Source organism: Salmonella sp. 32120201201600049SM (genome assembly GCF_017572835.1).
Lineage (GTDB): Bacteria > Pseudomonadota > Gammaproteobacteria > Enterobacterales > Enterobacteriaceae > Salmonella > Salmonella enterica.
This window is the reverse complement of record NZ_JAGESA010000006.1, coordinates 14,435-40,539: the sequence shown is the minus strand read 5'-3', so window position 1 is coordinate 40,539 and position 26,105 is coordinate 14,435. Positions and strand designations below refer to the sequence as shown.

The 26,105-nt window shown below is 52.1% G+C and carries 26 protein-coding genes; 5 read left to right on the top strand and 21 right to left on the bottom strand.

What is annotated here, in order from left to right:
- Positions 1–6 precede the first annotated feature (6 nt).
- A complete protein-coding gene (locus J4650_RS14130; protein ID WP_000214106.1) occupies positions 7–432 on the bottom strand; it encodes a PTS sugar transporter subunit IIA in 426 nt (141 codons plus the stop codon).
- A gap of 221 nt (positions 433–653) precedes the next feature.
- The gene (gene dagR, locus J4650_RS14125; RefSeq protein ID WP_001252672.1) at positions 654–3,452 is read right to left on the bottom strand and encodes a transcriptional regulator DagR; all 2,799 of its coding nucleotides are present in this window, start codon (positions 3,450–3,452) and stop codon (positions 654–656) included.
- A gap of 196 nt (positions 3,453–3,648) precedes the next feature.
- Here dagR and J4650_RS14120 point away from each other — a divergent pair, with 196 nt between their 5' ends.
- A complete protein-coding gene (locus tag J4650_RS14120; RefSeq protein ID WP_023138298.1) occupies positions 3,649–3,942 on the top strand; it encodes a YicS family protein in 294 nt (97 codons plus the stop codon).
- Between the two features lie 105 nt (positions 3,943–4,047).
- Positions 4,048–5,430: a glycoside hydrolase family 1 protein gene (locus J4650_RS14115; RefSeq protein ID WP_023993458.1), complete on the top strand. Its 1,383-nt coding sequence runs from the start codon at positions 4,048–4,050 to the stop codon at positions 5,428–5,430.
- A gap of 59 nt (positions 5,431–5,489) precedes the next feature.
- Here J4650_RS14115 and nepI read toward each other — a convergent pair whose 3' ends face one another.
- Positions 5,490–6,683, bottom strand: a complete 1,194-nt coding sequence (nepI, locus tag J4650_RS14110) for a purine ribonucleoside efflux pump NepI (RefSeq protein WP_001004798.1) — start codon at positions 6,681–6,683, stop codon at positions 5,490–5,492.
- A gap of 215 nt (positions 6,684–6,898) precedes the next feature.
- On the opposite strand from nepI, the gene J4650_RS14105 reads away from it, so the two are divergent.
- The gene (locus tag J4650_RS14105; RefSeq protein WP_001217953.1) at positions 6,899–7,258 is read left to right on the top strand and encodes a type II toxin-antitoxin system RelE/ParE family toxin; all 360 of its coding nucleotides are present in this window, start codon (positions 6,899–6,901) and stop codon (positions 7,256–7,258) included.
- On the top strand, positions 7,242–7,565 hold the full coding sequence (locus J4650_RS14100; protein WP_001274846.1) for a DNA-binding transcriptional regulator: 324 nt from the start codon (positions 7,242–7,244) through the stop codon (positions 7,563–7,565). Before J4650_RS14105 ends, J4650_RS14100 begins: the two co-directional genes overlap by 17 nt.
- 90 nt (positions 7,566–7,655) lie before the next feature.
- Here the strand turns inward: J4650_RS14100 and J4650_RS14095 are convergent, their stop codons facing one another.
- The 15 genes from J4650_RS14095 to rbsK form a co-directional block, all read right to left on the bottom strand.
- The gene (locus J4650_RS14095; RefSeq protein ID WP_000621026.1) at positions 7,656–7,925 is read right to left on the bottom strand and encodes an HPr family phosphocarrier protein; all 270 of its coding nucleotides are present in this window, start codon (positions 7,923–7,925) and stop codon (positions 7,656–7,658) included.
- 9 nt (positions 7,926–7,934) lie between these two features.
- Positions 7,935–8,795: a class II aldolase gene (locus J4650_RS14090; protein WP_001131798.1), complete on the bottom strand. Its 861-nt coding sequence runs from the start codon at positions 8,793–8,795 to the stop codon at positions 7,935–7,937.
- A gap of 62 nt (positions 8,796–8,857) precedes the next feature.
- On the bottom strand, positions 8,858–10,342 hold the full coding sequence (locus J4650_RS14085) for an FGGY-family carbohydrate kinase (protein ID WP_023993457.1): 1,485 nt from the start codon (positions 10,340–10,342) through the stop codon (positions 8,858–8,860).
- The gene (locus J4650_RS14080; RefSeq protein WP_000997827.1) at positions 10,335–11,693 is read right to left on the bottom strand and encodes a PTS galactitol transporter subunit IIC; all 1,359 of its coding nucleotides are present in this window, start codon (positions 11,691–11,693) and stop codon (positions 10,335–10,337) included. Before J4650_RS14080 ends, J4650_RS14085 begins: the two co-directional genes overlap by 8 nt.
- Before the next feature lie 75 nt (positions 11,694–11,768).
- Positions 11,769–12,056, bottom strand: a complete 288-nt coding sequence (locus J4650_RS14075; protein ID WP_000041396.1) for a PTS sugar transporter subunit IIB — start codon at positions 12,054–12,056, stop codon at positions 11,769–11,771.
- Positions 12,053–12,526: a PTS sugar transporter subunit IIA gene (locus J4650_RS14070; protein ID WP_001152237.1), complete on the bottom strand. Its 474-nt coding sequence runs from the start codon at positions 12,524–12,526 to the stop codon at positions 12,053–12,055. The genes J4650_RS14075 and J4650_RS14070 overlap by 4 nt, the downstream gene beginning before the upstream one ends.
- Positions 12,527–12,543: 17 nt before the next feature.
- Complete coding sequence (locus J4650_RS14065) at positions 12,544–13,287, bottom strand: GntR family transcriptional regulator (protein WP_000854956.1); 744 nt, start codon at positions 13,285–13,287, stop codon at positions 12,544–12,546.
- A 352-nt stretch (positions 13,288–13,639) separates the two neighbouring features.
- On the bottom strand, positions 13,640–14,092 hold the full coding sequence (locus J4650_RS14060; protein ID WP_001519640.1) for a DUF1198 domain-containing protein: 453 nt from the start codon (positions 14,090–14,092) through the stop codon (positions 13,640–13,642).
- Between the two features lie 192 nt (positions 14,093–14,284).
- Positions 14,285–15,676 carry a hexose-6-phosphate:phosphate antiporter gene (gene uhpT, locus J4650_RS14055; protein WP_000879181.1) on the bottom strand — a complete coding sequence of 464 codons (1,392 nt, stop codon included), beginning with the start codon at positions 15,674–15,676 and terminating at the stop codon, positions 14,285–14,287.
- Between the two features lie 142 nt (positions 15,677–15,818).
- Positions 15,819–17,147 carry an MFS transporter gene (locus J4650_RS14050; RefSeq protein ID WP_000948164.1) on the bottom strand — a complete coding sequence of 443 codons (1,329 nt, stop codon included), beginning with the start codon at positions 17,145–17,147 and terminating at the stop codon, positions 15,819–15,821.
- Between the two features lie 9 nt (positions 17,148–17,156).
- On the bottom strand, positions 17,157–18,659 hold the full coding sequence (gene uhpB, locus J4650_RS14045; RefSeq protein ID WP_023202929.1) for a signal transduction histidine-protein kinase/phosphatase UhpB: 1,503 nt from the start codon (positions 18,657–18,659) through the stop codon (positions 17,157–17,159).
- Positions 18,659–19,249: a transcriptional regulator UhpA gene (uhpA, locus tag J4650_RS14040; RefSeq protein WP_000633672.1), complete on the bottom strand. Its 591-nt coding sequence runs from the start codon at positions 19,247–19,249 to the stop codon at positions 18,659–18,661. The genes uhpB and uhpA overlap by 1 nt, the downstream gene beginning before the upstream one ends.
- Before the next feature lie 74 nt (positions 19,250–19,323).
- Positions 19,324–20,337: an aldose 1-epimerase family protein gene (locus J4650_RS14035; RefSeq protein WP_023993456.1), complete on the bottom strand. Its 1,014-nt coding sequence runs from the start codon at positions 20,335–20,337 to the stop codon at positions 19,324–19,326.
- Between the two features lie 11 nt (positions 20,338–20,348).
- A complete protein-coding gene (fucP, locus tag J4650_RS14030) occupies positions 20,349–21,665 on the bottom strand; it encodes an L-fucose:H+ symporter permease (RefSeq protein ID WP_000998359.1) in 1,317 nt (438 codons plus the stop codon).
- Between the two features lie 30 nt (positions 21,666–21,695).
- A complete protein-coding gene (gene rbsK / locus J4650_RS14025; protein ID WP_023993455.1) occupies positions 21,696–22,616 on the bottom strand; it encodes a ribokinase in 921 nt (306 codons plus the stop codon).
- A 313-nt stretch (positions 22,617–22,929) separates the two neighbouring features.
- Between rbsK and J4650_RS14020 the strand changes: the two genes are divergently transcribed.
- Complete coding sequence (locus tag J4650_RS14020) at positions 22,930–23,715, top strand: DeoR family transcriptional regulator (protein WP_000448638.1); 786 nt, start codon at positions 22,930–22,932, stop codon at positions 23,713–23,715.
- 1 nt (position 23,716) lies between these two features.
- Here the strand turns inward: J4650_RS14020 and ilvN are convergent, their stop codons facing one another.
- The 3 genes from ilvN to ivbL form a co-directional block, all read right to left on the bottom strand.
- On the bottom strand, positions 23,717–24,007 hold the full coding sequence (gene ilvN, locus J4650_RS14015; protein ID WP_001171826.1) for an acetolactate synthase small subunit: 291 nt from the start codon (positions 24,005–24,007) through the stop codon (positions 23,717–23,719).
- 3 nt (positions 24,008–24,010) lie between these two features.
- Positions 24,011–25,699, bottom strand: a complete 1,689-nt coding sequence (ilvB, locus tag J4650_RS14010; RefSeq protein ID WP_000168439.1) for an acetolactate synthase large subunit — start codon at positions 25,697–25,699, stop codon at positions 24,011–24,013.
- A gap of 106 nt (positions 25,700–25,805) precedes the next feature.
- Positions 25,806–25,904 carry an ilvB operon leader peptide IvbL gene (gene ivbL / locus J4650_RS14005; protein WP_001541152.1) on the bottom strand — a complete coding sequence of 33 codons (99 nt, stop codon included), beginning with the start codon at positions 25,902–25,904 and terminating at the stop codon, positions 25,806–25,808.
- Positions 25,905–26,105: the final 201 nt, after the last annotated feature.

Genomic DNA, 26,105 nt, shown 5'->3' with positions numbered 1-26,105 from the left:
TTTTCCTTAGAGTGATTGTTGTAGCTGACGTACATGGGCGACCACATCCAGGCAGCTACTGCGCCCGGCCTCAACTAACTCATCCACGCAGGCGGTTAGCATCCCTTGTTCGCGCCTGTCCAGCGCTTCCAGCAGTAGCGACGCATTCAATCCGGCAATCACCGCCACCGGATAATCGGCGCTTAGCCGCGCCGCGACGTTGGACGTCGTGCCGCCGACAAAATCCGTCAGGATCAGCGAGCCTTCCGGCAGCGTTTTCACCACGGCCTCGACGCGTTGATAAAACTCGCCCAGCGTATCGACAGGCATTAGCGCGATTTCCGTCACGCCTTTAATTTCGCCCGTGACCATACGCAGGCTGTTGCAAAGCGGTTGTCCCCAGCCGCCATGCGTCAGCAGCAGGATGTGGGGCAACGGTTGTGTGGTAGTCAAAATAATGGCCTCCTGGCGCAATTACATGAGAACACCGGCATATATTGCCCGGTGGCACTGCGCTTACCGGACCTACAGGACACTCCCGGTAGGCCGGATAAGGCGTTTACGCCGCTATCCGGCATAACGCATCATCAGAAGAGCAAAGGTTGTGCCAGAATTTGTGTCACGCGAGGAAGAAGAAAGGTCTGGCGAGGCGCGAAGCCCCGCCAGTAAAAGGATTAGCTATAGAGCAGTTCGTAGATATAAAAATATTCCGCATCCGATAAACGGATGGCGTAGGCGTCTTCGATCGGCAGAAAAGCGGATTTGATGACACTAAACGCGCGCGCGTCCAGATTCGGCTGACTTTCCAGCGCCATCTGTAACGGTTTTCGGTTAATCACAATACGCTCTACCATACAGCAGCAGTGGATCAGGAAGCGCAGTGTCACCTGGCGGCTTGGTTTCAGGGAAAGCGAAGACGTCAGATGGTTAAAAACGCCCTCCATCTCTTTCAGAATACGCTGCGGGTTAAGCACAGAAATATGGTTGATGATGCTCTCCATCGTTAGCGCGCTGATAAAGCGCATCGCGCTGCGCTCCATCTCCAGACGGCGTTCAGCGTTGGACAGATCGGGCGTTAACAGGCTCAACACCAGTTCCGGCCCTTGTTCGGAGAAAAGCTCTTCCAGCGAAATAAACGGAATATCTGGCAGCCCCGGCTGGAAAGTGCCGACAATCCCCGCCAGCCGCTCGCTGGCATTCAATGCCTGCTGAACGCGCTCCAGACTACGTACCTCGTTATAATCAAGGATCACCATCCTGGTGTCCTGCGACATCAGTTCGCCAAAGCTCTCCTCCAGCACCTTTTTGATTTTTTCCGCCGTTCCCATGCCGGTAATACAGGAGATGACCAGCACTTTGCCGCCGTTCTCCTGCTGCGGCGTACAAAGCTGGCAGGGGATATTTTTACTCTGCAGGAGCGCCGTCAACTGTGGTAAGTCGCTGGTTTCATAGCTTAAATCCAGCCCGACTTCCAGCAGACTGGTCAGCGTGATGTTCGGCATGAGCAAAACATCTATCTGGAATAACTTACTGATCGTACTGCCGAAATGGATCAATGAACCGATGTCCACCAACAGGATAAGCCGCCGATATTGGCGGGTTTGAATCATTTGGGTCAGCGTTTCCAGCGTGTCATGCACCGACTGTTCAAACGGCATGTCGATGGCGCTGAACAGCTCGCGCTCCAGCACGCGGTTGACATATTGCGCCTGACTGGTGGCGGTGGTCGCGCCGTGGGCGATCAAAATGACCCCGCAGTCGGGGCTGGCATCGATACGCTGACGATAATGGCGGCACTCTTTCAGGAACAGGCATAGCCAGACCACTTCCGTCGCCGGACACTGTATATGCAGCAGTTCGTTGATTTTCCGACACAGCAGCGTGGCGTTGTCATATTCGTCTTTGCAGCGATCCAGGATCAAACTGGAAGAGTAAAGCTGCGGGATCAGGCCGCGCTGCACGTAGCCTATCAGCGCCAGGAAGTGTTTACGCAGTGGGTTAACCAGATTTTCCGGCAGCGAAAAACCCAACACCTGCTCTACGCAGCCAATCAGCAGCGTCACGCGCTCTTCAATCTGGTCGCCATAGCGCGGCGGATGCGCCACGCTGTCGCGGCTGTAGAGACCGTATTCAAAAATCGAGCTGAGTTTATTTTTCAGGATCGCCAGCGTCTCCGCCGGGGGGACGTTACTGTTGCGCAAATTAACATATTCGCGCGTCAGGAAACTGTAAAAGAGGTCGCTCTCTTCAATTTCCGCCCCGGTCGCCAGCGACGTCTTCAATGCGGGCAGCGTGCGCGCGTCTATATTTAGCCGCGCTTTACCGTCAAACAGAGTATCCACCAATAGACGCTGTTCCGGCGTTGGGTTAACCGACATCTCCGCCAGCCGCTTATCCAGCTGTAGCGTGTCGTTATGCTCGGTCATTCCCGATGCCCACGCCTGAGCGCAAAGAAACTGAATATCGCTTTTTAGCTGACCGATATTGCCTTCCAGGGGTTTATTCAGCAACCAGAGCAACAACGGTTTATCAATGCTGACCGTGCGTTCTATTTTGCGGCTTTCCCGCTGTAAGAACCCCACGATCAGTTCGATCTGTTCTTCAACGGAGCGCTGGCGAATGCCCGGCAAATCAATGCATACCTGAATACGCCGCTGGAAAGTACGTAACAGCGCCGACCCGACCGGCTCGGTAGTGGCGCAAATCAGGCGTACCGAAATTGATCGCGGCTGGCTGCTCACGCCAAGCGGACGGTACTCGCCTTTATCCAGAATAGAGAACAGCTTTTCCTGCCCTTCATAAGACAGACGGTGCACCTCGTCCAGCAGCAGATAACCACCGTCCGCCTGCTCCACGAGGCCTGTTTTATGTTCATTCGCGCCGGTAAACGCCCCCTGCCGATGACCAAACAGATGCGAGGAGAGCAGTTCCGGGTTATGGGCGTATTCCGCGCAGTTAAAGTAGACCAGCGGCGGGATAGCGCCGCTCGCCTGTTCACAGGCGAAACGGTGCATCAGTTCCGCAAAAAAGGTTTTACCGACGCCGGACGGCCCGGTAAGCAGAACGTGTAAACCGTGCGGATAGAGCACCGCCGCACGGCCTTTTTCTACCGCATCGCGCAGGCTGCGATCGTAACCAATCAGGCTGGTAAACGGATCGTCGGGCGCGTAATGCTCTTCATGCGGCAGCACATCCGCCACCGACCGCACCTCGCGTTCAGACTCTTCCAGCTGTCGTCCCAGCAACGTTTCCAGCGCCTGGCGATGCAGAAAATAGACCGGGCGGCCACGGCTTTTGATTGCCAGCCCGTCATTCCATAACTGATTGAGATCTTTGCTGACGGAGTTACGCGCCAGCCCAAGATTGAAACCTATCGCCTCCGCCGTAAACGCCGTCTCCTGCGCCAAATCGGCAAGACATAGCCCGCGCGTCAGCCGTTCCAGCTCTCCCAGTACGATCTCAATACGTCTCATTACACTACCGCTTACGAAATAAAAGAGTAGTCAGAACATACACTATTCTGCCACGCAAGAAAGTGAAGGCGCAGCGAGAAACCGCCTTCCCACTTTTGCCTGACTTCAACGCCAACGGATAGCACGCCCCGATGAGTGAACGTCGCACGGTCTACACTTACTCTTGAAAAAGTGCAAACCGATAAGGATACCGTTTATGAAACGAAAAACGCTTCTGCTTATTGCCACACTTGTCGCGCTACCGGGCGTCACGTATGCCGACTCTCCGTTTAGCTCACTCCAGTCGGTGCATGAAAAAAATACGATTTTAAAGGATTTGCGCAAAATGTGTACGCCCAAAGGCGCGCTAACCGATGAAGCCTGGGAGAAAAAAATCATGGCGAGCGAGGGGAACCAGCAGCATATTCGGGAGGCGATGATCGCGATAGAGCGCAACAATCAGCATAACTACTGGCAGGCTCTCGGCAAGGTGGAATGCCCGGAGATGTAGCACAGCTTTTCCGCTTTTTGGTCGCGAAAATGCGGACTGTAACCGGTTTCTGTTCGCCAAAACCACGTATTCTGGAGTGAATTTACGCGATCAAGGAGTACGACAATGCGATACCGTTTTCCCGATAACTTCTGGTGGGGCAGCGCCTGCTCAGCGTTGCAAACCGAAGGGGATAGTCTGAATGGCGGTAAAAGCCAGACCACGTGGGATGTGTGGTTCGAGCGCCAGCCTGATCGTTTTCATCAGGGCATCGGTCCAGCGGAAACCTCAACGTTCTATCGCCACTGGAAGCAAGACATCGCGCTACTGAAACAGTTAAAACATAACAGTTTTCGCACCTCACTAAGCTGGGCGCGGCTCATTCCAGACGGCGTAGGCGAGGTGAATCCACAAGCGGTGAGCTTCTACAATCACGTCATCGACGAGCTACTGGCGCAGGGCATCACGCCGTTTATTACGCTGTTCCATTTTGATATGCCGATGGTCATGCAGGAGAAAGGCGGCTGGGAAAATCGCGACGTCGTAGAGGCGTTTGGTCGGTACGCGCAAACGTGTTTTACCTTGTTTGGCGACCGCGTGAAGCACTGGTTTACCTTTAATGAGCCGATTGTGCCGGTGGAAGGCGGCTATTTGTACGACTTCCACTATCCCAATGTGGTGGATTTTAAACGTGCGGCCACCGTGGCGTACCATACCGTGCTGGCGCACTCGACCGCCGTGCGCGCCTGGCGCGCCGGGCGCTACGACGGTGAAATCGGCGTAGTGCTGAATCTGACGCCGTCCTACCCACGCTCGCAGCATCCCGCCGATGTGCAAGCCGCGCATCATGCGGATCTGTTATTCAACCGCAGTTTTCTTGACCCGGTATTAAAGGGAGAATACCCGGCGGAGCTGGTGGCGCTGCTGAAAACCTATAACCAGCTGCCTGCCTGTCAGCCAGGCGACCGTCAGCTTATTGCCGACGGCAAAATCGATTTACTGGGGATTAACTATTATCAGCCGCGCCGCGTGAAATGCCGTGATACGGCGGTGAATCCGCAAGCGCCGTTTATGCCGGAGTGGTTATTTGACTATTACGACATGCCGGGGCGCAAGATGAACCCTTACCGCGGCTGGGAAATTTACGCGCCAGGAATTTACGACATCATTACCAACCTGCGGGATAATTACGGCAATCCGCGCTGTTTTATCTCCGAAAACGGGATGGGCGTTGAGAACGAGCAGCGTTTTGTGCAAGCGGGACAAATTCACGATGATTACCGGATTGACTTTATCTCTGAGCATCTTAAATGGCTGCATAAAGGCATTAGCGAGGGCTGTCACTGTCTTGGCTACCACATGTGGACCTTTATCGATAACTGGTCATGGCTGAACGGCTATAAAAATCGCTATGGTTTTGTACAACTGGATTTAGCCACCCAAACGCGCACGGTGAAAAAAAGCGGAGAATGGTTTGCCGCCACCGCAGAGCATAACGGTTTTGATTAAGCATTTATTATTGCCAGATAACGACTAACGTCGTATCCGGCCTACAAATGGCAGCAATATCAACTCATTGGCGTAATACGGACTTTCGCCGCCACGACTAACGCCGTCAACAGCATCAGACCGCCGGAAAGCGCCAGCGGCGAAAGCAGCCCGAAATTGTCGAGCGCATAACCGCCCACTGCCGCGCCACAGGTATTTGCCAGTTGAATCACCGCGACCTGGATGGAACCGGCTTTTTCCGCCTGATCGGCAAGGGAACGAGTGATCCACGTTGACCATCCCACCGGCACCAGCGCAAACGCCAGTCCCCAGATAATCGCTATTGCCGCCGCCACGGTTTTGTCGCTTCCCCACACAATGAGCGTCAGCGCGCTCAGCGCCAGTAGCAGCGGCGCACCGGCCAGCGCCAGTTTTACCGAACGTTTCAGGACATAAGATGAGAAAGAAGTGCCAACGAAGCTGGCAATACCAAAACTGAGCAACACCAGCGTCAGACCATCAACGTCAAAGCCCGCCAGATTCATATAGACCGGGCGAATATAGGTAAAGAAAGCGAACTGCCCGGCAAAAGACATAAAGATGGCGATCATCCCGGCCATCACGCCAGGGCGTTGCAACAGGCTAAACATATTCTGTTTCTGGTGAGAAGGTTCGCCCGGCAGCGACGGCAGTGATTTCACCACCCAGATGACGCACAGTACGCCCATCACCGCAGCGGCGTTAAAGACATTACGCCAGCCAATAATACCGCCCAAAAAACTGCCCAGCGGCGCGGCGATCACTAACGCGATGGAAACCGCGCCAAAAATCACCGACAGCGCTTTCGGCACGGTACGCGCGGGAACCAGTCGCATGGTCAGCGACGCCGACATCGCCCAGAATCCGCCCAGCGCCAACCCAAGACAGGCGCGGCCCAGCAACAGCAGCGTAAAGCTGTTGGCAAAGGAGACCATCAGACAAGAAGCCGTCAGCAAAACAGCGAACAGAATAACGATATAACGCCTGTCGGTCGCCTGAATAATCTGGGTAATGAACAGGCTGGAAAACATCGCGACAAACGCCGTAACGGTGACCGACTGACCGGCGACGCCCTCGGAGATCCCCAGATCCTGCGCCATCGGCGTCAACAGACTAACGGGCAAAAACTCAACGGTAATCAGGCAGGCGACACAAAACGCCACGGCAAAAACGGCTGACCAGTTAGGCCTGGCAACCCCATCAGCGCGGAATTTTTCTGCGATATTTTCATTCATTGTGGTTACCTGCGTCGTTTTAGTGCGGAAAATCCACGCAGTGTAACATTACAAAATGTGATCTGATTAACATTTTAGCAACTGACATTGTTGCGCTGCATTTTGCGAGGCTGGTCGAGCGTTGAGAATTATCTTCTCTCGCTGCGTGTAAAACCAAAAGGTAAGACATAGTGTATCACCTGGCGCTATACTTTAGATTACAGGATGTCAACCTGATGCGAATCTTCAAAACCAGGTGGTTTAACAGAGAAGCGAAGTCCCACACGATAAAAGATGACGAGTTAAGCGAGGCCATCAACGCCGTACTGCAAGGAAAAGCAGATAATCTTGGCGGCGGAGTTTATAAAAAACGTCTCAATCAAAACCGCGATCGCGCAATCGTGTTGGCAAAGGGAGGCGAACATTGGTTTTACACCTTCCTGTATGCCAAACAGGATATGGCCAACATTAGCTATCGCGAACTCGCGGGTTTCCGTGAGTTAGCAAAACACTATGCTTGCCTGACCGAAGATCAGATAACGGCACTCATTAATAACAAAGAACTGGTAGAGGTGCGCCATGTCAGCAAAAACTAAATTCAAAAGCCCCGCCTTTGAAGCGATTCATAGCGCGGCATCTGGATTATTTAGCGTGGATGCCATTCCCCAGGAGACAATGCGCAGTTTTGACACGACCTGCTTAAGCAGCATCAAAGACCTGCAGCCACTTGAAATAAAAGCGTTACGAGAAGAACTCAACGTTAGCCAGCCGGTTTTCGCTCGGTACCTGAATACCAGCGTATCAACGGTTCAAAAGTGGGAAAGCGGCGCCAAGCGTCCCAGCGGGATGTCACTGAAACTACTTAATGTTGTCCAAAAACACGGGCTAAAGGTGCTGGTATGAGGGTTTTACCGATGGTCTGTTAAGGCTATTCATACGATAATGAGTGCAGGAAGCCTCTACAACTTCCTGCGCCGTTTGACGGGAATTGCACTATACTGACTCACCAAAGCCATCAGCAAATGCAGATTTTAATTCATCCATAAAAGCCAGTTCATCCTGTCCATCACAAATTAAATCAATCATTGTGTTTCCCTTTACGCCAGCCCCCAAAATACTCATCATTCCTTTAATGGGAATTTCTTTGTCATTATTAACTAGCGTTAATGAAGACTGGTATTTTTTGACAATTTTCGCAAGTGTAGCGGCTGGCCGCGCATGAAGCCCCGTACTGTTCATAACGCGTACTTTTTGTCTAATCATATATTTTCCTTAAGAGACTTTGCGGAATGCTGAGTGATTTTTATTCATCATCTTAATTTTAGAATAAACATCATCCTCAACTGCCTGTTTTGCGTTCGCCATGACACGCGCCAGATTAGCCTCGTTGTTATTATTTACCCAAGCCTTACCAACAGTAGTAATAAAGGCTTTGCGCAAATCACTCGCAATATTCACTTTGGCTACTTTGTAATTAACAAAGCTACGAAGAATATCCGCGTCAATACCAGAACCTCCATGAATAACCAAAGGTACCGGACTGACAGACGCGATGCGTTGTAATAGCGGGATATCAATGCGTGGGATATCTTCAAGACCATGTACATTACCAATTGACACTGCCAGCATGTCGCACCCTGTCTCCTCAACAAAGCGCTGAACCTTCTCAGGTTCAGTTTTGCAGTCAGCCTCGCTGACATGATCATCTTCCTTACCCAGAATAGCGCCTAATTCCGCTTCGACGGGAACACCAAATGATTTACAGAAATCGACGGCTTCTCGGGTAAATGCAATATTTTCTTCGAACGGTAGCGCCGCGCCATCAATCATTACTGAGGTAAATCCGGCCCGGACAGCCTGCTTAACATCTTCCAGAGTTTTCCCATGATCCAGATGCAGGCTGACAGGAATATCCATTTTGTCGGCATGTCGCTTAACTATTTCATAAATGTAATCGTAACCTGAAAGCTGTGCATTAGTAGGAGCAATTTGAATAAAATTGGGCAATCCGGAACGTTCTATTGCATTAAGAATGGAAATTGTTGTCTCCAGGTTCGTTGTATTAAATGCCCCCGCAAGGACATGTTTTTCCTGAATACAATTGAGCAGGATCCTACCATTGACTAAAGGCATATTAACTCCAGATATTTATGTGAGCAGTGTAAGTAAATTATCGAACTATTGAGTTATCACAGTTATTCACCAATAAGCGCCCCTTCTTGCCGCAGTTTAAATTGATAAAATGACAGCCATTGCTGCTGATATATTTTCAACTTTGCAGAACGAACCGCGTCAGGAAAATATCGCTCAGCCACAGGAACAGTCGGGGGGACAACATTCGGACAGGCTATCAACAATGCTCCAAGGGAGACGGTTTCATCAAAAGCAATGGCCTCAATTGGACACTGGAGGATGTCAGCCTTCAACTGGAGCCAGTATGGGTTTTTCACCGCAGGGCCAATGACTTTTACTGTCCTGCCCGCCGGGATATTAAAGCACCCGTGACAGTGTGCAAACTCCATCGCCAGGCCGATAAAGACACTCTCAAGCAGAGACTCCGGAGGAAGTGAATCCGTCAGACCAAAAAGCAGGCCACGGGTGTGCCGATTTTTATTTGGCGAACCCGAGCCCCGCAAATGAGGAATAAATACCGGCACATGCTCGACAGACCAGGAAGGTTTGAGGTATTGCTCCATGGCTTTTTCCAGGCCTGTGCTTATTTCCTTATCAGTTAAACGAAAGGTTTTTTTCACCCATTCAAGCGCATAACCGCCGACAGGCAGAGAAGCGAAAAGCGTGAAAAATTCACCATCGGAGTAACAACCATTTGCCAGCTTATTCCTGCGAGCCTGCACATCAAGCGTTGGCTGTGTATTCAGCAGTAAAATACCCTCTGTCGTGCCGGTAGAATTCAGCACATCGCCCGGTTGCATCTGTAATGCGCGGGCACCGACCATATGATCGTGTCCAGCGAGTGTGACTTTTACCTCATGAGAGAAGCCCAATTCCTCTCTAAGCGTTGCCGTCATCCATCCGGCCACTTCACCTGGCTTTATCAACGGAGCCAGTACACCGAACGGTATGCCGAGAATCCCGGCAGCATTACGAGACCAGGTACGGCGAGCAATGTCCAGACACAACGTTCTACTGGCCAGGGATATTTCCGTCTTTTTCGCACCTGTCATTCGCCACAACAACACTTCTGGTGCATGTAACCAGCAGATATCTTTTCTTTCATGCAAGGAGTAGTTATCAAGTAACCATCTCATTTTAAATGCTGAGTAATTACTGTGAGGTGGCAATCCCGTTATAGAATACAGTTCTTCAGCCTCTGCCTTGCTTAATGACGAGAGATAAGATTCACCACGTCGATCATACCAGGCCAGCATCGGGGTAAGAATGACGCCCTCCTTATCCACAAAGACGCCAGACTCACCGAAACTCGCAATACTGATATTTTTTACCGGAAACGGTACTGAAGCCACCAGTTCAGCCATTACCAGTCGCAGTGCCTGCCACAGCGCTTCGATATCGAAATCTACCTCGCCTTTGTCCGACGATATTGTTGGCGTCGGAAACTTGCGGACTTCCAGAACTGACACGTCATGACAGGAATAACAGCTGACTTTGCAGTTAGTTGTGCCAATGTCAATGACAAGCGCTGCGTGGTAATCAGGCATAGACCGTTCCTTTTGTCAGGCGAAAAACACCATAAATAATCAGCGCAAGCACAGGAATCAGCCCGATAGCAATAATATTTCCGTTGAATATTTCAAGCAGCCAGAAACGGAAGGGGTTACCGCCATCAAGGAAGCTTGATACCTGACCACTTGACCCCTCAGCCATTTTGAAATTGACATCCTTAGCCATACTGGTAATAAATGGCGCAATTTTGGTCGCAATCCACAAGTCGGCGACAATAACAGGAATTGCGGTTATCACAGCCCGGAAAATATTGCCACGACATGCCAGTACAATCATGGAAGCCATGACTGCCAGGTTCGCAAGGTCTCCGAGTGGCAGGACTTTATTGCCAGGAAGAAGGAATGCAATAAAGACAGAGATGGGTGTCAGAATCAGTGCTGTAGATATAATGGCTGGGTTACCTACTGCTACCGCGATATCCAGTCCGATAAAGAGATCATCACGGCCAGGATATTTGGCATTCAAATATTTCTTAATGGCTTCAGACAGAGGTAATAAACCTTCCATCAAAATTCGTACCATACGCGGAAGAATGAACATGACACCGCCAATGCTGATCCCCAGCAATAGGATATGTTTAAAGTCATACCCGGCAATGATGCCCAACAAGACCCCCAGAATAGTACCCACCATCATAGGCTCACCGAAGATTCCCATTTTTTTCTGAACGTTTTCCGGATCAATATGAATACGGTTAACGCCAGGGATTTTGTCGATAATTTTGTCGAACAGCAATCCAATCGGAAAGAAGACGACAGATGACAGGGTCGGAAGTGAAATACCTTCCAGACCGAAGTACTTTGCCACTAATGGCGCAGACCAGTCCGCCAGTTTGAGAACCACGATCGCGGCAATAGCGGCTGCGGACAGACCCAAAACAAAACTCCCTGTGCTGTAGTAAACCAGCGTTCCAGCCAGGGCAAAGTGCCAGTAGTTCCACATGTCGACATCAACAGTACGTGTCTTATTCAGAGCCAGCATGGCGACATTAATCAGCATCGTCAGCGGAATGACAAAGGGTGCGATTGGTGAGCCCCAGGTAATTGCGGCCAATGGTGGCCAGCCTAAATCGACAACAGGAAGACTAATACCAGTTCGCTCAACCATTGCCTGTGCAGCCGGGCCTACGTTGCTGGTAAGTATGTCAAAGATGGCATAAATTCCGACAAACCCTATTCCGACAATTAACGATGAGCGAAGTGCTTTAGCGGGTTTTACTTTGAAGAACAATGCCAGGAAAAAAAGGACCAGCGGCAATAAAACCGTTGGGCCAAATCCCAGGACATATTGCACAACGGTATAGAGAGTATGTGCTATATCATTCATATCCGACCTCTTATTCAGATGTGACCAGACCTCGCGTTAGCGCCTGGGTAATTTATCTGTTTTTTATTTATGAAATCAGGCTTGGCCTTTAAGGATTGAAACTATTTTTTCAAGAACTTTATCTTCACCTACTCCGGTAATGATTGGCAGGCCACTAACAACCGGAATATCCAGTTCATAAGGAACTTTCGTTGTTGATACAACCAAAGCTGCACCATCGGTATTGTTTGGCAATGAGGCTACATTAGTTTGGGAATAATTAACATCAAGCCCATTGTCTTTACAATATTCCATTACTTTTTCTGCCACAGCCGTGGAAGTAGCAACACCCGTTGCGCAAACAAATAGTATCATTTTACTCATACTTCACCTCTTTCAGATATGCGTGTGTAAATTGACTGATAAATTTCATCATCATTCATGACCAGTAACTGCTGCATAAAATCCTCATCCTGGATCACATCCATAATCCAACCCAGTACGTTGAGCTGCTTATTGCTTTCACCTAAAGCAAGCATAAACACCACCCTGACAGGTACGGGATCTGGTTCCCCGCCCATATCTTCGAAATTGACGGGTTCTGCCAGTATTCCAACGCTAATGGCGTTTTGGCGAACATACCTGTGATCAGTATGTGGAATAGCGACACCTACAGGCTCAACCGGTAGACCCGTTGGAAAATTCTGTTCTCGCGTAATGACGTGATCGGCAAAATCAGATACAACCATACCATCGTTAATTAACGGACTGGCAAGAGCCTTGATTATGTCATTCTGACTCACCTCTTTAGGGAGGTGGCGAACATAATGACGGCGAAAATGAATATCCTGCATAGATTCCTCTTTGCTAGTCAGGCATCCAGGCGCTGTAAAATAGTGCCAAGATAATATTTATTACCTTTTAACCAGACGTTACCAAAATCAATGGCCAATCCTCTAGAGAAAAATACCAACTGTTCCAAATGCAAAACAGGTGCGTCTTCACCAATATCAAGATAATGGCCTCGCTCATTACCAATTAATTTAGCTGCGTAACGGCTTTCAGAAAAACTTATTTTCTTATCAGATAATCTTTCTATTGCTGAAAATAAATTCTCCCTGGTAAAATCTACATCAATAATACCGGGGCAGAGATCAATGTTGATACGATTTTCAATCAACATGACTTTTTCATCGCCAATACAACGAAGGCGTTTAAGAAATAAAACATCTTGTCCCGGTTTGATACTCAGTTTCTCTGCTACAAAGCGGTTAGCGGGCTCCAGTCGGGAGGTTATAACACTGGTTGTGAAGTTTATCTTCTGGCTGGCTAAGGCTTCAGCAAAGGAGAGCAAACCTTCACCCAGTGGGTAAGCAACATTTTCCTTCTTTACGAAAGTTCCTTTACCCTGCACTTGCACAAGAACACCTTCCCGGACAAGTTGGTCAACCGCTTTTTTAACGGTACCGCGACTCACCTCCAGCATATCCATGATTTGAAACTCTGAAGGTATCCGGTCATCCTCAACCAATTCTCCGCTATAAATACTTTCCCTTATCCACTCCACAACCTGTTGATACAGTGGGATGTGTGAACTTTTACTCAATGTTTTCATGGTGCGCGCCTAAACATTTAGAGTTGTCTATAGACAATCATGTACAACTTCGAGTTTATGATAAGAAATTTTGAGACAGGAGGTATGGCAAGGAGTCACAGTTTTAGTGTTCAAAACAAGATCACATTTCCGTGATATATGTCACGGAAATGATGAGCTATAAGTCTCTGACGTTTTGGCGTCGTTAGCGGTTATTCGGTGCGTTACTTCTGTGGTTCACCCTTAGCAAATACGATGGCGGCTACGCTTTATTTGGCTAACGATGAATCGCGCCATCTGGCCGTTAATCGTGGCTCTCCGCCCTTGCCAGCCTCATTCATCTCGTCTTTTGTTAACGAGATAGTGAAGAGTATCAATGCAGCCAGTGGACACCCTCTTCCGGCTGAAAAAAGGCGTTATAGCGCAGTTGAAACGCGTTGATCTCCTGCATATCGGGTTCCATTTCGCGCAAAAAGCCCAGCGCCAGCCGTACCTGTGTGTCGGTGATCGGCGCGGCTAAACGCGCTTTTTGCAGCAAGCGATGCCACCGCTGCAAATTCTGATCGCCGCCATCGACAATCACCATTTGCCAGATAAGTAACACCTGAGCGGCATTTTGCAAATGCGACTCATCAGGGCGATGCAGATACTGTAAAAATTCACCGCCCGCCGTTTTACCCATCTGATCAATCATCGATTCTATCGGCACTACATCAATATTCAGACGTTCGCTCAGGCGGCGAATCGCCCGGCGGGTATCCGATGTCAGCACCCGAAAACCCACAATAAACACCACCACAAACGTGGCCAGAATCAACCAAATCATGCGCACATCCATCACCAAACAGGATGCCCATCATAACGGTAAATTTATAACTGTCGACGTTCTGGCCTGTCAGGATGTGATTTATTAACGCCTGTCTTCATTCACGCCAGACGCCGGATGTCCTGTCTGACGAACGCAAGGCATAAAAAAGCCCGGCGTTAAGCCGGGCAAAACGTTACCAAATGCACACATTTAAGCGATATTAACTTGCTGAATTTTTTTCTCACGGCGGATTTTGCGCTCTTCCATCACGGCGACCATCGCCATCAGGCAGATACAGCCGATCGCGGCGGCGTCCAGCGCGGCGAAGGTGCCCGCCCAGCCGGTCAGACCAAAAACGGGGGTGCCGTCGGCAATCATGCCCAGACCCAGCTTGGCAAAGCTATCGCCGATAAGATAAGCGAAGGTTCCTTTGATACCGTCCGCAGCGCCGATGGCTTTTTTCGGTACGAAACCGACTGCCGCCACGCCAATTAATAGCTGCGGCCCAAACACCAGGAAACCGAGCGCGAACAGCGAGGCCAGATAGACATACTGGTTGCTGGCGTGCTGGTAGACGCCGAGGGTGGCGATGATTAACGCCAGCGCCACACAGGCTACCAGCGCACGACGACCGTTCGCCAGGTCAGAGAGCCAGCCCCACAGCAACGTGCCGACCAGCGCGCCCACTTCAAACAAGGTAAAGCCCTGAATCGCCACCTCTTTAGAAAGTTTCAGTTCCTGGAAGGCGTAGACGGTTGACCACTGGTCGATACCAATACGTACCACATACAGGAAGATATTGGAGAAGCACAGCAGCCAGATCACTTTGTTTTTCAACACATATTCAACAAAGATCTGCCACTTGGTCATTTCGTTTTCTTCAGTCTCTTTATCCTCTTCGCTGATCTCTTCGCCGAACAGTTCTTCAGCTTTACCCAGACCGTAAGACTCCGGGGAGTCGCTGCCAAAACGCAGACCGATAAAGCCAACAATCAGCGCGATAATCGACGGGAAGATAAACATGCCGATGACGTGACCGTCGAACAGGTAGTTGGCGCCGAACAGCGCCACGCCTGCCGCGCCCGCGCCGCCGAGGTTGTGGGAGATATTCCAGAAGCCGAGAAAGGTGCCGCGTTTACGACGCGGAGTCCATTTGGTGATGGTCGAGTAGCTGCACGATCCGCCGGTACTCTGGAAGAAACCGCTCAGGGCATAGAAAGCGATCATCAGAAACAGACTGGTTGACCCCGCGCCCATGCTGGCGCTGAAGCCGAGCATACAGATAGCGGAGAGGATCAACATAAACGGTAGAAACTGCTTGGTATTTTTACCGTCAGCGTAGTAGGAAACCAGCGTTTTCCCCACGCCATAGGTGATCGAGAAGCCCAGGCCAATCATCCCCAGCTCGGTCATGCTCAACCCGTAGGTAGAGATCATGTCGTTCTGCGCGATGTTAAAGTTTTTGCGGATCAGGTACATGGTCAGGTAGCCGATAAAAACCACCAGATAGGACTGCATGAACGGCTTGAACCACATTTTACGCCGCACATCGAGCGGCAGATCCAGGGTCGGCTTACGCACCTGGTTTAAGAAGGCCAGCATGGATTACTCCTGAGCTAATTTTTATACCTGCGAATGGCAGGCATTGTAAAAATCCACAGGAAAAGTGGCCTGCGACAGCGTCCAGGCAAAACCGGGAAAATTTCTTAGTTTTGCCCCATTCAGCGCAAAAAGGTGAGGTGCATCACGCTTCGCTGGTCTCGCGCGGGGCCTGAGCGTTCAGAAATGGCAACAGCAATAGCGCGGAGATCCCCGCCGCGATGGCGATGACCGCAAAAAAACCGGTCCAGTGCCAGATCTCCAGCACTTTCGCTAACGGCCAGCCGGAAAGCGACGCGCCGAGATAGGCGAACAGGCCGACAAAGCCGGTGGCCGCGCCCGCCGCCTCTTTATGCGAGCACTCCGCCGCCGCCATGCCAATGAGCATCTGCGGGCCGAAGACAAAGAAACCGGTGGTGAAGAAACAGGCCGCCTGCATCACGTAGCTGGCGAACGGCATCAGCCACAGCGAACCCACAGAGAGCAGAATCCCGGCAGCGAAGATTAAATTCATCGGTCCGCGGTTGCCGTTGAAGAGTTTGTCCGAGCCCCAGCCCGCCACCAGCGCGCCGATAAATCCACCCAGCTCAAACATCGATACTGCCGTGTTGGCCGTGACCAAATCCACGCCCAGCGTCTCGGACATATACAGGTTGCCCCAGTCGTTGATCGCCGCGCGCACCACGTACACTAAGACATAACATAGCGAAAGCAGCCAGATATAGGGATTCAACAGCACATATTTAGCGAGGATTTCTTTGCGACTTAGCCCCGCGCCCTCTTGCTGTTGGGCGACCTCCAGCGCATCGTGCCGCCAGTCGCCTACCGGCGGTAAACCAATCGCCTGCGGACGGTCGCGCAGCCGCCAGCAGAGGACCATGCCCACCCCGATGGCAAGCAACCCGGCCACCATCATTCCGACGCGCCAGCCATAATGCAGGGCGACAGCGGCCATAACGAGAGGGATCAGCGCCCCGCCGACATTGTGCGCGGTGTTCCATAACGCCCACCAGCCGCCGCGCTCGGTACGCGAGTACCAGGCGGTCAGCAAACGGGCGCAAACCGGCGATCCAAACCCCTGGAAAAAGGCGTTCAGCGCCCATAGCAGAGCAAAGGCCCACAGCGAGGTCGAGAAGCCGAACAGAATATTCACTACGCCGGTCGCAATCAGCCCGATGCCCATAAAATAGCGAGCGTTAGAGCGATCGCTAACGATGCCGGAGACAAATTTCGACACCCCGTAGGTGATGTAAAACAGCGTCGCCAGCAGGCCGATATCGCTGCGGGACAGAATGCCGCTAGCAAGGATTTCCGGCGCGGCGGCGTTAAAGCTTTTACGGGTGAAATAGAACAGCGCGTAACCCAACCAAATGGTGATCAGGATGTGCCGCCGCCAGTAGCGATAGCGGGCGTCAACCTCGTGCTTATCGGTGATGAGCGGCGCGTTGGCCGGGGCTTTTAAAAACGAAAGCATTATCCTTCCTTAAACGTAACGCTGGGGCAACGAGACGCTCACCCGCGTACCGTGGGTACAAGAGATGGTTAGCGTCCCGCCGAGCGCCGACACGCGTTCGCGCATTCCGGTCAGGCCGAAGCCCTGCTGGTGAGAGCCCGGCGGCAGGCCGCTGCCGTCATCCTCAATCACCAGCATCAGCCGCTCATCCTGCTGCCAGCCCTGGAGCGTCACCGCGCTGGCATTGGCATGTTTTACGATGTTATTCAGCCCTTCCTGACAGACGCGAAACAGCGTCACGCGCTGACTTTCACTCAGCGCCGTTTCGTCAATTCGCCAGTCGAGGTGACTGACAATACCGCGGCTTTCCAGCTCCATTTCGCGCAGCAACGAACGGATGGCCTGCGCCAGCGTTAAGTCGTCTAGCTGACGCGGGCGCAAGCGCCCCAGCAGGCGACGCACGGCGTCATACACACCCAGCGAAAGCTGCTCGATAAGTTGCCCGCTCTGCTTCACGCCGCCGTTATCCGCCGCCAGTCGTTGCACAATGCCCGCCTGGGTACGAATCGCGGTGATGGTCTGTCCGATGTCATCGTGCAGCTCACGCGCAACATCGCGCCGCACGCTCTCTTCGGTCTCCAGAAGACGCTCCGCCAGCCGATGGTTGCGCGCCAGCTCCTTTTGCAACGACTGGTTCAGCTCGCGCAGACGCTGAATGCCCGCGCCAAGCAGTAGCCCGGTCAGGCTTTGCGCCAACAGCGAAAGTAATAAATCGACGGGATGATCGTGCCAGGTCTGACTGGCAATCAGCGCGATAGCATTCATCAGTGTGGCAATGAGCGCGCCCTGCCAGCCATAATGCCAGGCGAGCGCGATAATCGGCAACGCCAGGCAGAACGGCGTAAAGCGCGAAAGTTCAGCAGGTAAACCCAGTTGCAGCCACAGACTGACGATAAACAGCAGCAGATACCAGATCAGATGCCGCCCGCGCCAGTTTACCGGCTGCGATACCAGCGATGGTCCCAGCGGCAGCCAGGTAGTGCTGGTGAGATAGTGCCAGAAAACCAGGCAGATGGGGGCCAGCGTCAGACCACCCGTGAGGGTCAGCAGTAGCGCGTTCCATGCCGCTTCCCCCTGCCCCAGCCAGGGCAGGGATTGCAGTAGCGCCGCGGCGGTGAGGGCCGCGCCCTGAAGCAATAACGTGCGCCAGTCGCGCTGATGGCGGTAACGCGAAGTCAGCGCCACGGGCAGTAGCGTCAACACACCACCGATCATCAAAAGCGGCAGATGGGCCAGCGCAACTTCCTGCGCCAACCAGTACACCAGCAGCCACTCCGCGCCCAGCAATACTGGCCAGTATCCGCGCGGGCATTGCAGCATAAGTCCCAGGCGCAGGCCGAAGGGAAAGAGCAGCGCCGCCAGCTCCGGGCGCTCTACCAGATGCAGGCTGATGCTCCACAGGCAGAACCACGCGGCGGAGAAAATAAAAAAGCAGGCAGCAACGGTGATTAAACGGGAAAAAAAGGTGTTCATTACCAACCGTCAAACATGCGATGCGCCAGTTCAACGTCATTGCTGACGCCTAATTTTTCCAGCAGATTCGCGCGATGGACATGCACCGTTTTTGGCGACAGCCCCAGCTCGGCGGCAATCTCTTTTACCGCCATACCCTGGGCGAGTTTTTCCGCCACCTGACGCTCGCGTTTGGTTAGCGGATCTTGCCGACCCGCCGCCAGTTTCACGGCAATATCGGGGGTCAAATAGCAGCCGCCCGTCGCCACCGTATGCACCGCGGCGATCAGTTCATCCGGACTACAGCGTTTAGAGAGGAAACCGCGCGCGCCGGCGTTCAACGCCTGTTCCACCAGCGCCGGGCTATCGTGAACCGAGAGCATGATCGTCGCCATCCCTTTTGGCAGTTGGCTTAGCAGCTCCAGTCCGGAAATATCCGGCATCGAGATATCGCAGATACACACCTGTACGCCGCGCCCCGGTAAGCCTGCCAACGCTTCGCGCCCGGAACCAAACTCGGCGACCACCTGCAAATCAGGTTCCAGCCCCAGTAGCTGTGCAAAGCCGGAGCGGACGATAAGGTGGTCGTCGATAAGGGCAACGGTGATCATGGGTTCTGTCCTGATGGATAAAAAAAACGCGCTTACCTTAACGATAAGCGCGCGGCTGTTCAAGCCTTGAGCGGTCAGACAATGCCTGTCGTGACGGTGAACGTCCGGGTTTGCTGCGGTTCCAGTTGAAGCAAGGTTCCATTTCGCTGCGCCGCGAGAAAACCTTCAGGCCGACAGGTCGCGGGCAGGGCAAAGGCGGCAACCTGCTGATCGCCGTTATAAAGAATCCAGCGGGTCACGTAATTGAGCTCCGCGCTGGCGAAACGTGTCACGAACGTGGTGCCATCCGGGGCGATCATACTGAATTCCGGGGTATCCGTGTATCTGTCCAGTTCATCGGCGAAGAAGACGATTTCCGGGTCATAAAAGCCAGGCTCGTTGAGCGTTTCCAGCGAGGCTTCACCCTGCAAAAGCCGTTGATTAAACGCCAGCCACTGCGCCGTGGGTTTGACATGCGCCGGCACCGACTCGCGTAGCTTCAGCGCGGTATCCGGGATATTCTGGCGGAACGTGGCGTTCGGCACATAGGCATAGTTCATGTGGCACATGTACTGTAGCGGCATGGTGACTGAAGCCAGGTTAGTCACTGTCATCTGAATATCAAACAGCGCGCTTGCTTTACGCATTACCACCGCAGGTTGCGCCTGATAATGATGACCGAACCCCATCACATACTCGTAGCGCCCGGTCACGCGCAGACTGTCGCCCTCTAACTCCAGCCAGGCGTCGTCCATGGCAGCGCAGGGCATTTCGCCGTGCAGCGGATGTGTATCTTCCGGCGACGGGCAGCCATTCGCCAATAGTCCGGAATGGAAAGCAAAGCAACCATACGTTGCCACCACTTCCGCAGCCGGCTTCGGCTGGCGGAACATGTTGCGCATAGTCAGATCATGACCGTCAAACTGCGCGTCCCAAATCATCTGCCCCATCCAGGGCAGAATCACCAGATGACCGCGGCTGTTTTGTATTTTCAGTCCTTCCACGCCGCTGGCGTAACGAAACGCCGTAACCGTAAAATCATCATTTTCCAGCAAGATACGCGGCTGCTCGCTAAAAAGCTCCCGCCATAATGTAATACGTGTTGTCATGGTTGATCTCCTCAGGACGCGGCGACTTCAGCCAGGTTGCCGCGCACTTTGCTTTCGCGCCAGAAGTAAACGCCAACGTAAACAAAGCACAGCATGGAAACCAGGAATGAGAGCTGTAGCGAGTGGAACATGTCCGCCACGTAGCCCTGAATCGCGGGAACCACCGCCGCGCCGACAATCGCCATCACGATCACCGCCCCCGCCATTTCGGTATGCTCGTTATCGACGGTATCGAGCGTTCCGGCATAAATGGTCGCCCAGCAGGGGCCAAACAGAACACTGACCAGCACCGCCACGTATACCGCGCTAAAGCTGGGCGCCAGCGCTACATAGGCCAGGAACAGCGCGCCGATAACGGAGTAAAGGATCAGGACTTTTTCCGGGTTAAAGCGTGTCATCAGAATGTTGGCGATAAACTTGCCGATAAAAAAGCAGGCGAAGCTGTAGACCATAAAGGTTGAGGCATCGCGCTCATTGATATCGCCTAACTCCAGCGCCAGACGGATAGTGAACGACCAGACCGCCACCTGCATTCCCACATACAGGAACTGCGCCACAATACCGCGACGGAAACGGGCGTTGCTGGCGAGATAGCGTAACGTATCCAGCGCCGAGGGGCGTTTATGACTCGCGGTTTGCGCGACTTTACAGGTCGGGAAACGCGTCAGCAGGAACAGTACCATCACCACTACCAGAACCATAATCATGTACTTATAGGGTTCCAGAGTGTTTTCCAGCATCAGCACCTTGAAGTTGTGGACTTGCTCGGCATTCATGCCCGCCATCTGTTTTTCCAGGCTTTCCCCTTCGGAAAAGACCAGATACTTACCCAATAAAATGCCTGCCGCCGCGCCGATCGGATAAAAGGTCTGGCTGATATTCAGCCGCAGCGTGGCGTAGGCTTTCGGCCCGATCATCGAACTGTAGGTGTTCGCCGCCGTTTCCAGGAAACTCAGGCCAATCGCAATGGCGAAAATCGCCGCGAGGAACATGGTGTAGGTCGCCATGTGCGACGCCGGGAAAAAGAGCGTACAGCCGACAATGTATAGCGTCAGGCCGATAAGTATCGCCACTTTATAACTGGTTTTTTTAATGACCAGCGAGGCCGGAATAGCAATTAAAAAATAACCGCCATAAAAGGCGCTTTGTACTAATGCCGAAGCAAAGTTGCTCAGCGAAAATACACTTTTAAATTGCGTAATCAGAATATCATTTAACGCGGCTGCGCATCCCCATAATGGGAATAAACAGGATAACAAAATAAACTGGAACAGAGGTGTCTTATTCAGATACCCGTCGGGCATCTGAACGATGTTTTTATCGTTCATAGTGCTACCTTTAACAGTGCAGGGTGATTGTTATTCGTTCAACGAAAGATACTCATTAAATTGCTCAATACTTGGATAAGAGGATTGGGTGCCTTTCCCGGTGACGCTGAAAGCGGCAAAGAGGACGGCTTTTTTCATGGCGGCTTCCACATCCCCGCTCTGGACGTAGTAATGCGCGAAACAGCCGATAAAGGCATCGCCCGCGCCGCTGGTATCAACAGCGTTCACTCTAAACGCCGGAACATGGACTTCCTGGTCACGCGTCATCCACAGCGCGCCTTTCTCGCCCATGGTGACAATAATATTGTTCAGCCCTTTATCTACCAGCGAACGTGCCGCTGCGCGAATATGGTCATAGGTATCCACTGGCATACCGGTTAATATTTCCAGCTCGGTTTCATTGGGTACAAAGAAATCGCATTTACAGGCATAAGACATATCTAATTCCCGTAATGCTGGCGCAGGGTTTAATAACACTTCAATCCCGTGTTTCTTGCCAAATTCTATTGCGTGATAAACCGTTTCAAGCTGAACTTCCAGTTGCAGAACAATAAGCTGGCATTTTTTTAAATCTTCCGCCGCGCGATCGATATCTTCCGGCGAGAGAAACTTGTTAGCGCCTTTGATGATCAGAATGCTGTTGCTGGAGTTGGTGTTGACGAAAATCGGCGCTACGCCGCTGCTGGTACACGGTACTTTTTCTACATACGTCGTATTGATCCCCCAGGATTCGAGATTACGAATGGTGTTGTCGGCAAAAATATCGTCGCCCACTTTGGTCAACATCAATACTTTTGAATTGAGCTTAGCGGCCGCCACGGCCTGGTTCGCCCCTTTTCCGCCGCAGCCGATTTTAAACGCCGGCGCTTCCAGAGTTTCCCCTTCTTTAGGCATCTGGTTGGTGTAGGTGATAAGGTCCACCATGTTAGAGCCAATAACCGCGATATCCATTTTACTCCCTCTCAGAAATCGTCACACGACAATGATATTAAAATAACATTATCATGTTACTTCCGTATCATTTGTGACTATGATCGCGATTAGAGGATCATTTTGCCATTTACTGCGTGAACAATCCCTGGCGGAACAAATCATTTTTAGGGTTACAATTTACTGAAAATTAACTATTTATTGTTATAAAACGCGAATAAACCCACTTTTATTTCCTGACGGCCAGACGTATAGTAGTGCCACACTGTAATGTTCTCAGAAACACATAAATGTTACTGATGGAACATAACAACATGATTTGCGGAGAGGGTGAATGGAGACCAAGCAAAAAGAACGTATCCGACGCTTGATGGAGTTACTGAAAAAGACCGATCGAATCCATCTGAAAGACGCCGCGCGGATGCTGGAAGTTTCGGTGATGACCATTCGCCGCGATCTCAGCCAGGATGATGACCCTTTACCGCTGACGCTGCTCGGCGGCTATATCGTCATGGTAAATAAGCCTGCATCTTCAACCAATATGCCGCTGCCGGCGAAAAAAACGCATCATCGGGACGACCTTCCCGTTGCGATCCTGGCCGCCGGCCTGGTGCGTGAAAACGATCTGGTTTTTTTTGATAACGGTCCGGAAATGCCATTAGTCATCAGCATGATACCGGATGATATTACCTTTACCGGGATTTGCTACTCGCATCGGGTATTTATCGCGCTGAATGAAAAGCCTAATGCCACGGCGATTTTGTGCGGCGGCACCTATCGGGCCAAGAGCGATGCCTTTTATGATGCCAATAATCCTTCGGCGCTGGATTCGCTCAATCCGCGCAAAGTGTTTATTTCCGCCAGCGGCGTACATGAACATTTTGGCGTGAGCTGGTTTAACCCGGATGATCTTGCCGCCAAACGTAAAGCGATGGAGCGCGGTCTGCGCAAAATTTTGCTGGCGCGTCACGCCCTGTTTGATGAGGTCGCGCCTGCCAGCATTGGTCCGCTTTCTGCCTTTGATGTCCTGATTAGCGATCGCCCATTACCGACAGATTATGCCGTTCACTGTCGGAATGGTTCCGTCAAAGTCATCACGCCTGATTCGGAAAGTGAATAACTTACTCAAAAAAGACGGCAATTTTATTGAACATGGTGGGATCGGACTGGTTTCGTACCACCTTCGCCACATCTTCCAGTTTATCGATCTGACTGATCATCTGTTCAAGCCGCTGATCGTCATTGACCAGAAGCCAGATGCGGCTCTGATCGCTACCCTGAATCGGTAAACAGAGAATACCCTCAACGTTGAAAGCGCGTCGGGCGAACAGCCCGCAGACGTGGGTCATCACGCCAGGATGGTTGCGAACGGTCAGCTCCAGAATAACGTTATCATGTGATTGTTTCTGCATGGCTTATTCCCCCACCATCTCTGTATTTGCCGCGCCCGGCGGCACCATCGGATACACTTTTTCTTCTGCATCAATGCGCACATGGATCAACGCCGGTCCAGGACGACGAATGATAGCCTGCAACGCCGCCTGCGGATCGGCTTCGTTATTCAAATCACAGGTATCCAGACCAAACCCGGCGGCAATCTGCATAAAGTTGATGCTCCCCGGATAGGTTGCCGCAAAAACGCCCTGTTTATAGAACAGACTCTGTTGCTGATGTACCAGTCCCAGCGCGTCGTTATTCATCAGGATAATTTTCACATCCAACTGGTTTTCGCTGGCGGTAGCCATCTCCTGAATATTCATCATCAAACTACCGTCGCCGGAAAAACACAGCACCTTGTTGCCCGGATTCGCCAGCGCCGCGCCAATCGCCGCGGGCAGACCAAACCCCATGGTGCCCAGCCCGCCGGAAGTCAGCCACTGACGCGGACGGTTGAGCGGATAAGCCTGCGCGGTCCACATCTGATGCTGACCTACGTCAGTGGTAATAATCGCGTTGTCGTCCACACAGGCGGCGACCGCGTTAATCAGCCCATAGTGACTAAGCGGGTTATTTTCCTGGGGAATACTGCAAGGGAATTCTTGCTGCAAGTCCGCCACCAACTGATGCCATGCTTCCCGCGGCTGTGCCTCGATATGGGGAATTAACTGTGCCAGTACATCATCGACATCCGCCTGAATAGCCACATGCGGCTGCTTAATTTTGCCTAACTCGGCGCGATCGATATCCACATGGATGATTTTGGCGTTCGGACAAAACTGCTCCGTTTTGCCAATCGCCCGGTCATCAAAACGCGCGCCCAGGACAATCAGTAAATCGGCCTCTTGCAGAATAAAATTGGTACTGCGCGCGCCGTGCATTCCCAGCATTCCTAACGACAGCGGATGCGCCTTAGGCAGCATTCCCAGCGCCATTAAGGTCATTGTCGTCGGCAGTTGCGCTTTTTCCGCCAGTTCGCGCACGCGTGTCGGCGCATTGATCACGCCGCCGCCCAGATACAGCACCGGACGCTTCGCCGCGTTAATCATTGCGGCGGCCTCGCGGATACTCTCCGCGCTAAACTCCGGCGGGGGTGATTTTTCCGCCGGCGACGGCAACGCATCCAGCTCAATTGTCGCCGTCTGCACATCTTTAGGAACGTCTATCCACACCGGGCCGGGACGCCCCGACTGCGCCAGACGAAAAGCATCGCTCATCACCTGAGGCAACTCATTGATATTTCTGACCAGATAGTTGTGCTTGGTGATGGGGATAGAGATACCGTAGGTATCCACTTCCTGAAACGCGTCAGTACCGATCATGGACGCCGGAACCTGCCCGGTAATGCAGATTAACGGAATGGAATCCAGGCGCGCATCGGCAATAGCCGTGACCAGATTGGTCGCGCCCGGTCCGCTACAGGCCATACAAACAGCAGGTTTACCCTCCGTTCGCGCCATCCCCTGCGCAATAAACCCCGCGCCTTGTTCATGGCGCGCCAGAATATGACGGATTTGCGTGCTTTGGCTTAACGCGTCGTAAACGGGGAGGATCGAACCGCCGGGAATGCCGGTGACGATACGAATCCCCTGGCGCTCCAGAAAATGAACAATAAATTCCGCGCCCGTAAAGCGCTGAGGTGTAGATGTTGTGCCCGAACTTGCCATGCTCCATTCCTTTTATTCTGAGCCGACGTTCCGGGAAGGTGTCTTAAACAAAAAACCCCGCCCGGTTTGCGCCGGCGGGGTTTTGGAATCGTGTGTGTTCCGGACCCTACGGCGCATTGCCGACGACCACCACCACACGCACGACGACCACTGCGCGAGATGGCGCAGTTGTTAGTAGGGTCGCGTTCAGCATGGAAGGGTTCATTAGGGGCCTTGTCTGTTTGTTATTAACACGTTTTATACAAGCACAGCGCTTTCAGCATGACAACGGAAAAATTTTCATCTGCACAAAAATGCGTCAGCGATCACATTTTTCTACGAATTTACACGTTTTGAGTATAGGCGTAATAAGCGTAGCGCCCTCCGGTAATCGCCGGGATTGATGATTACGCGTTTCACAATGCCG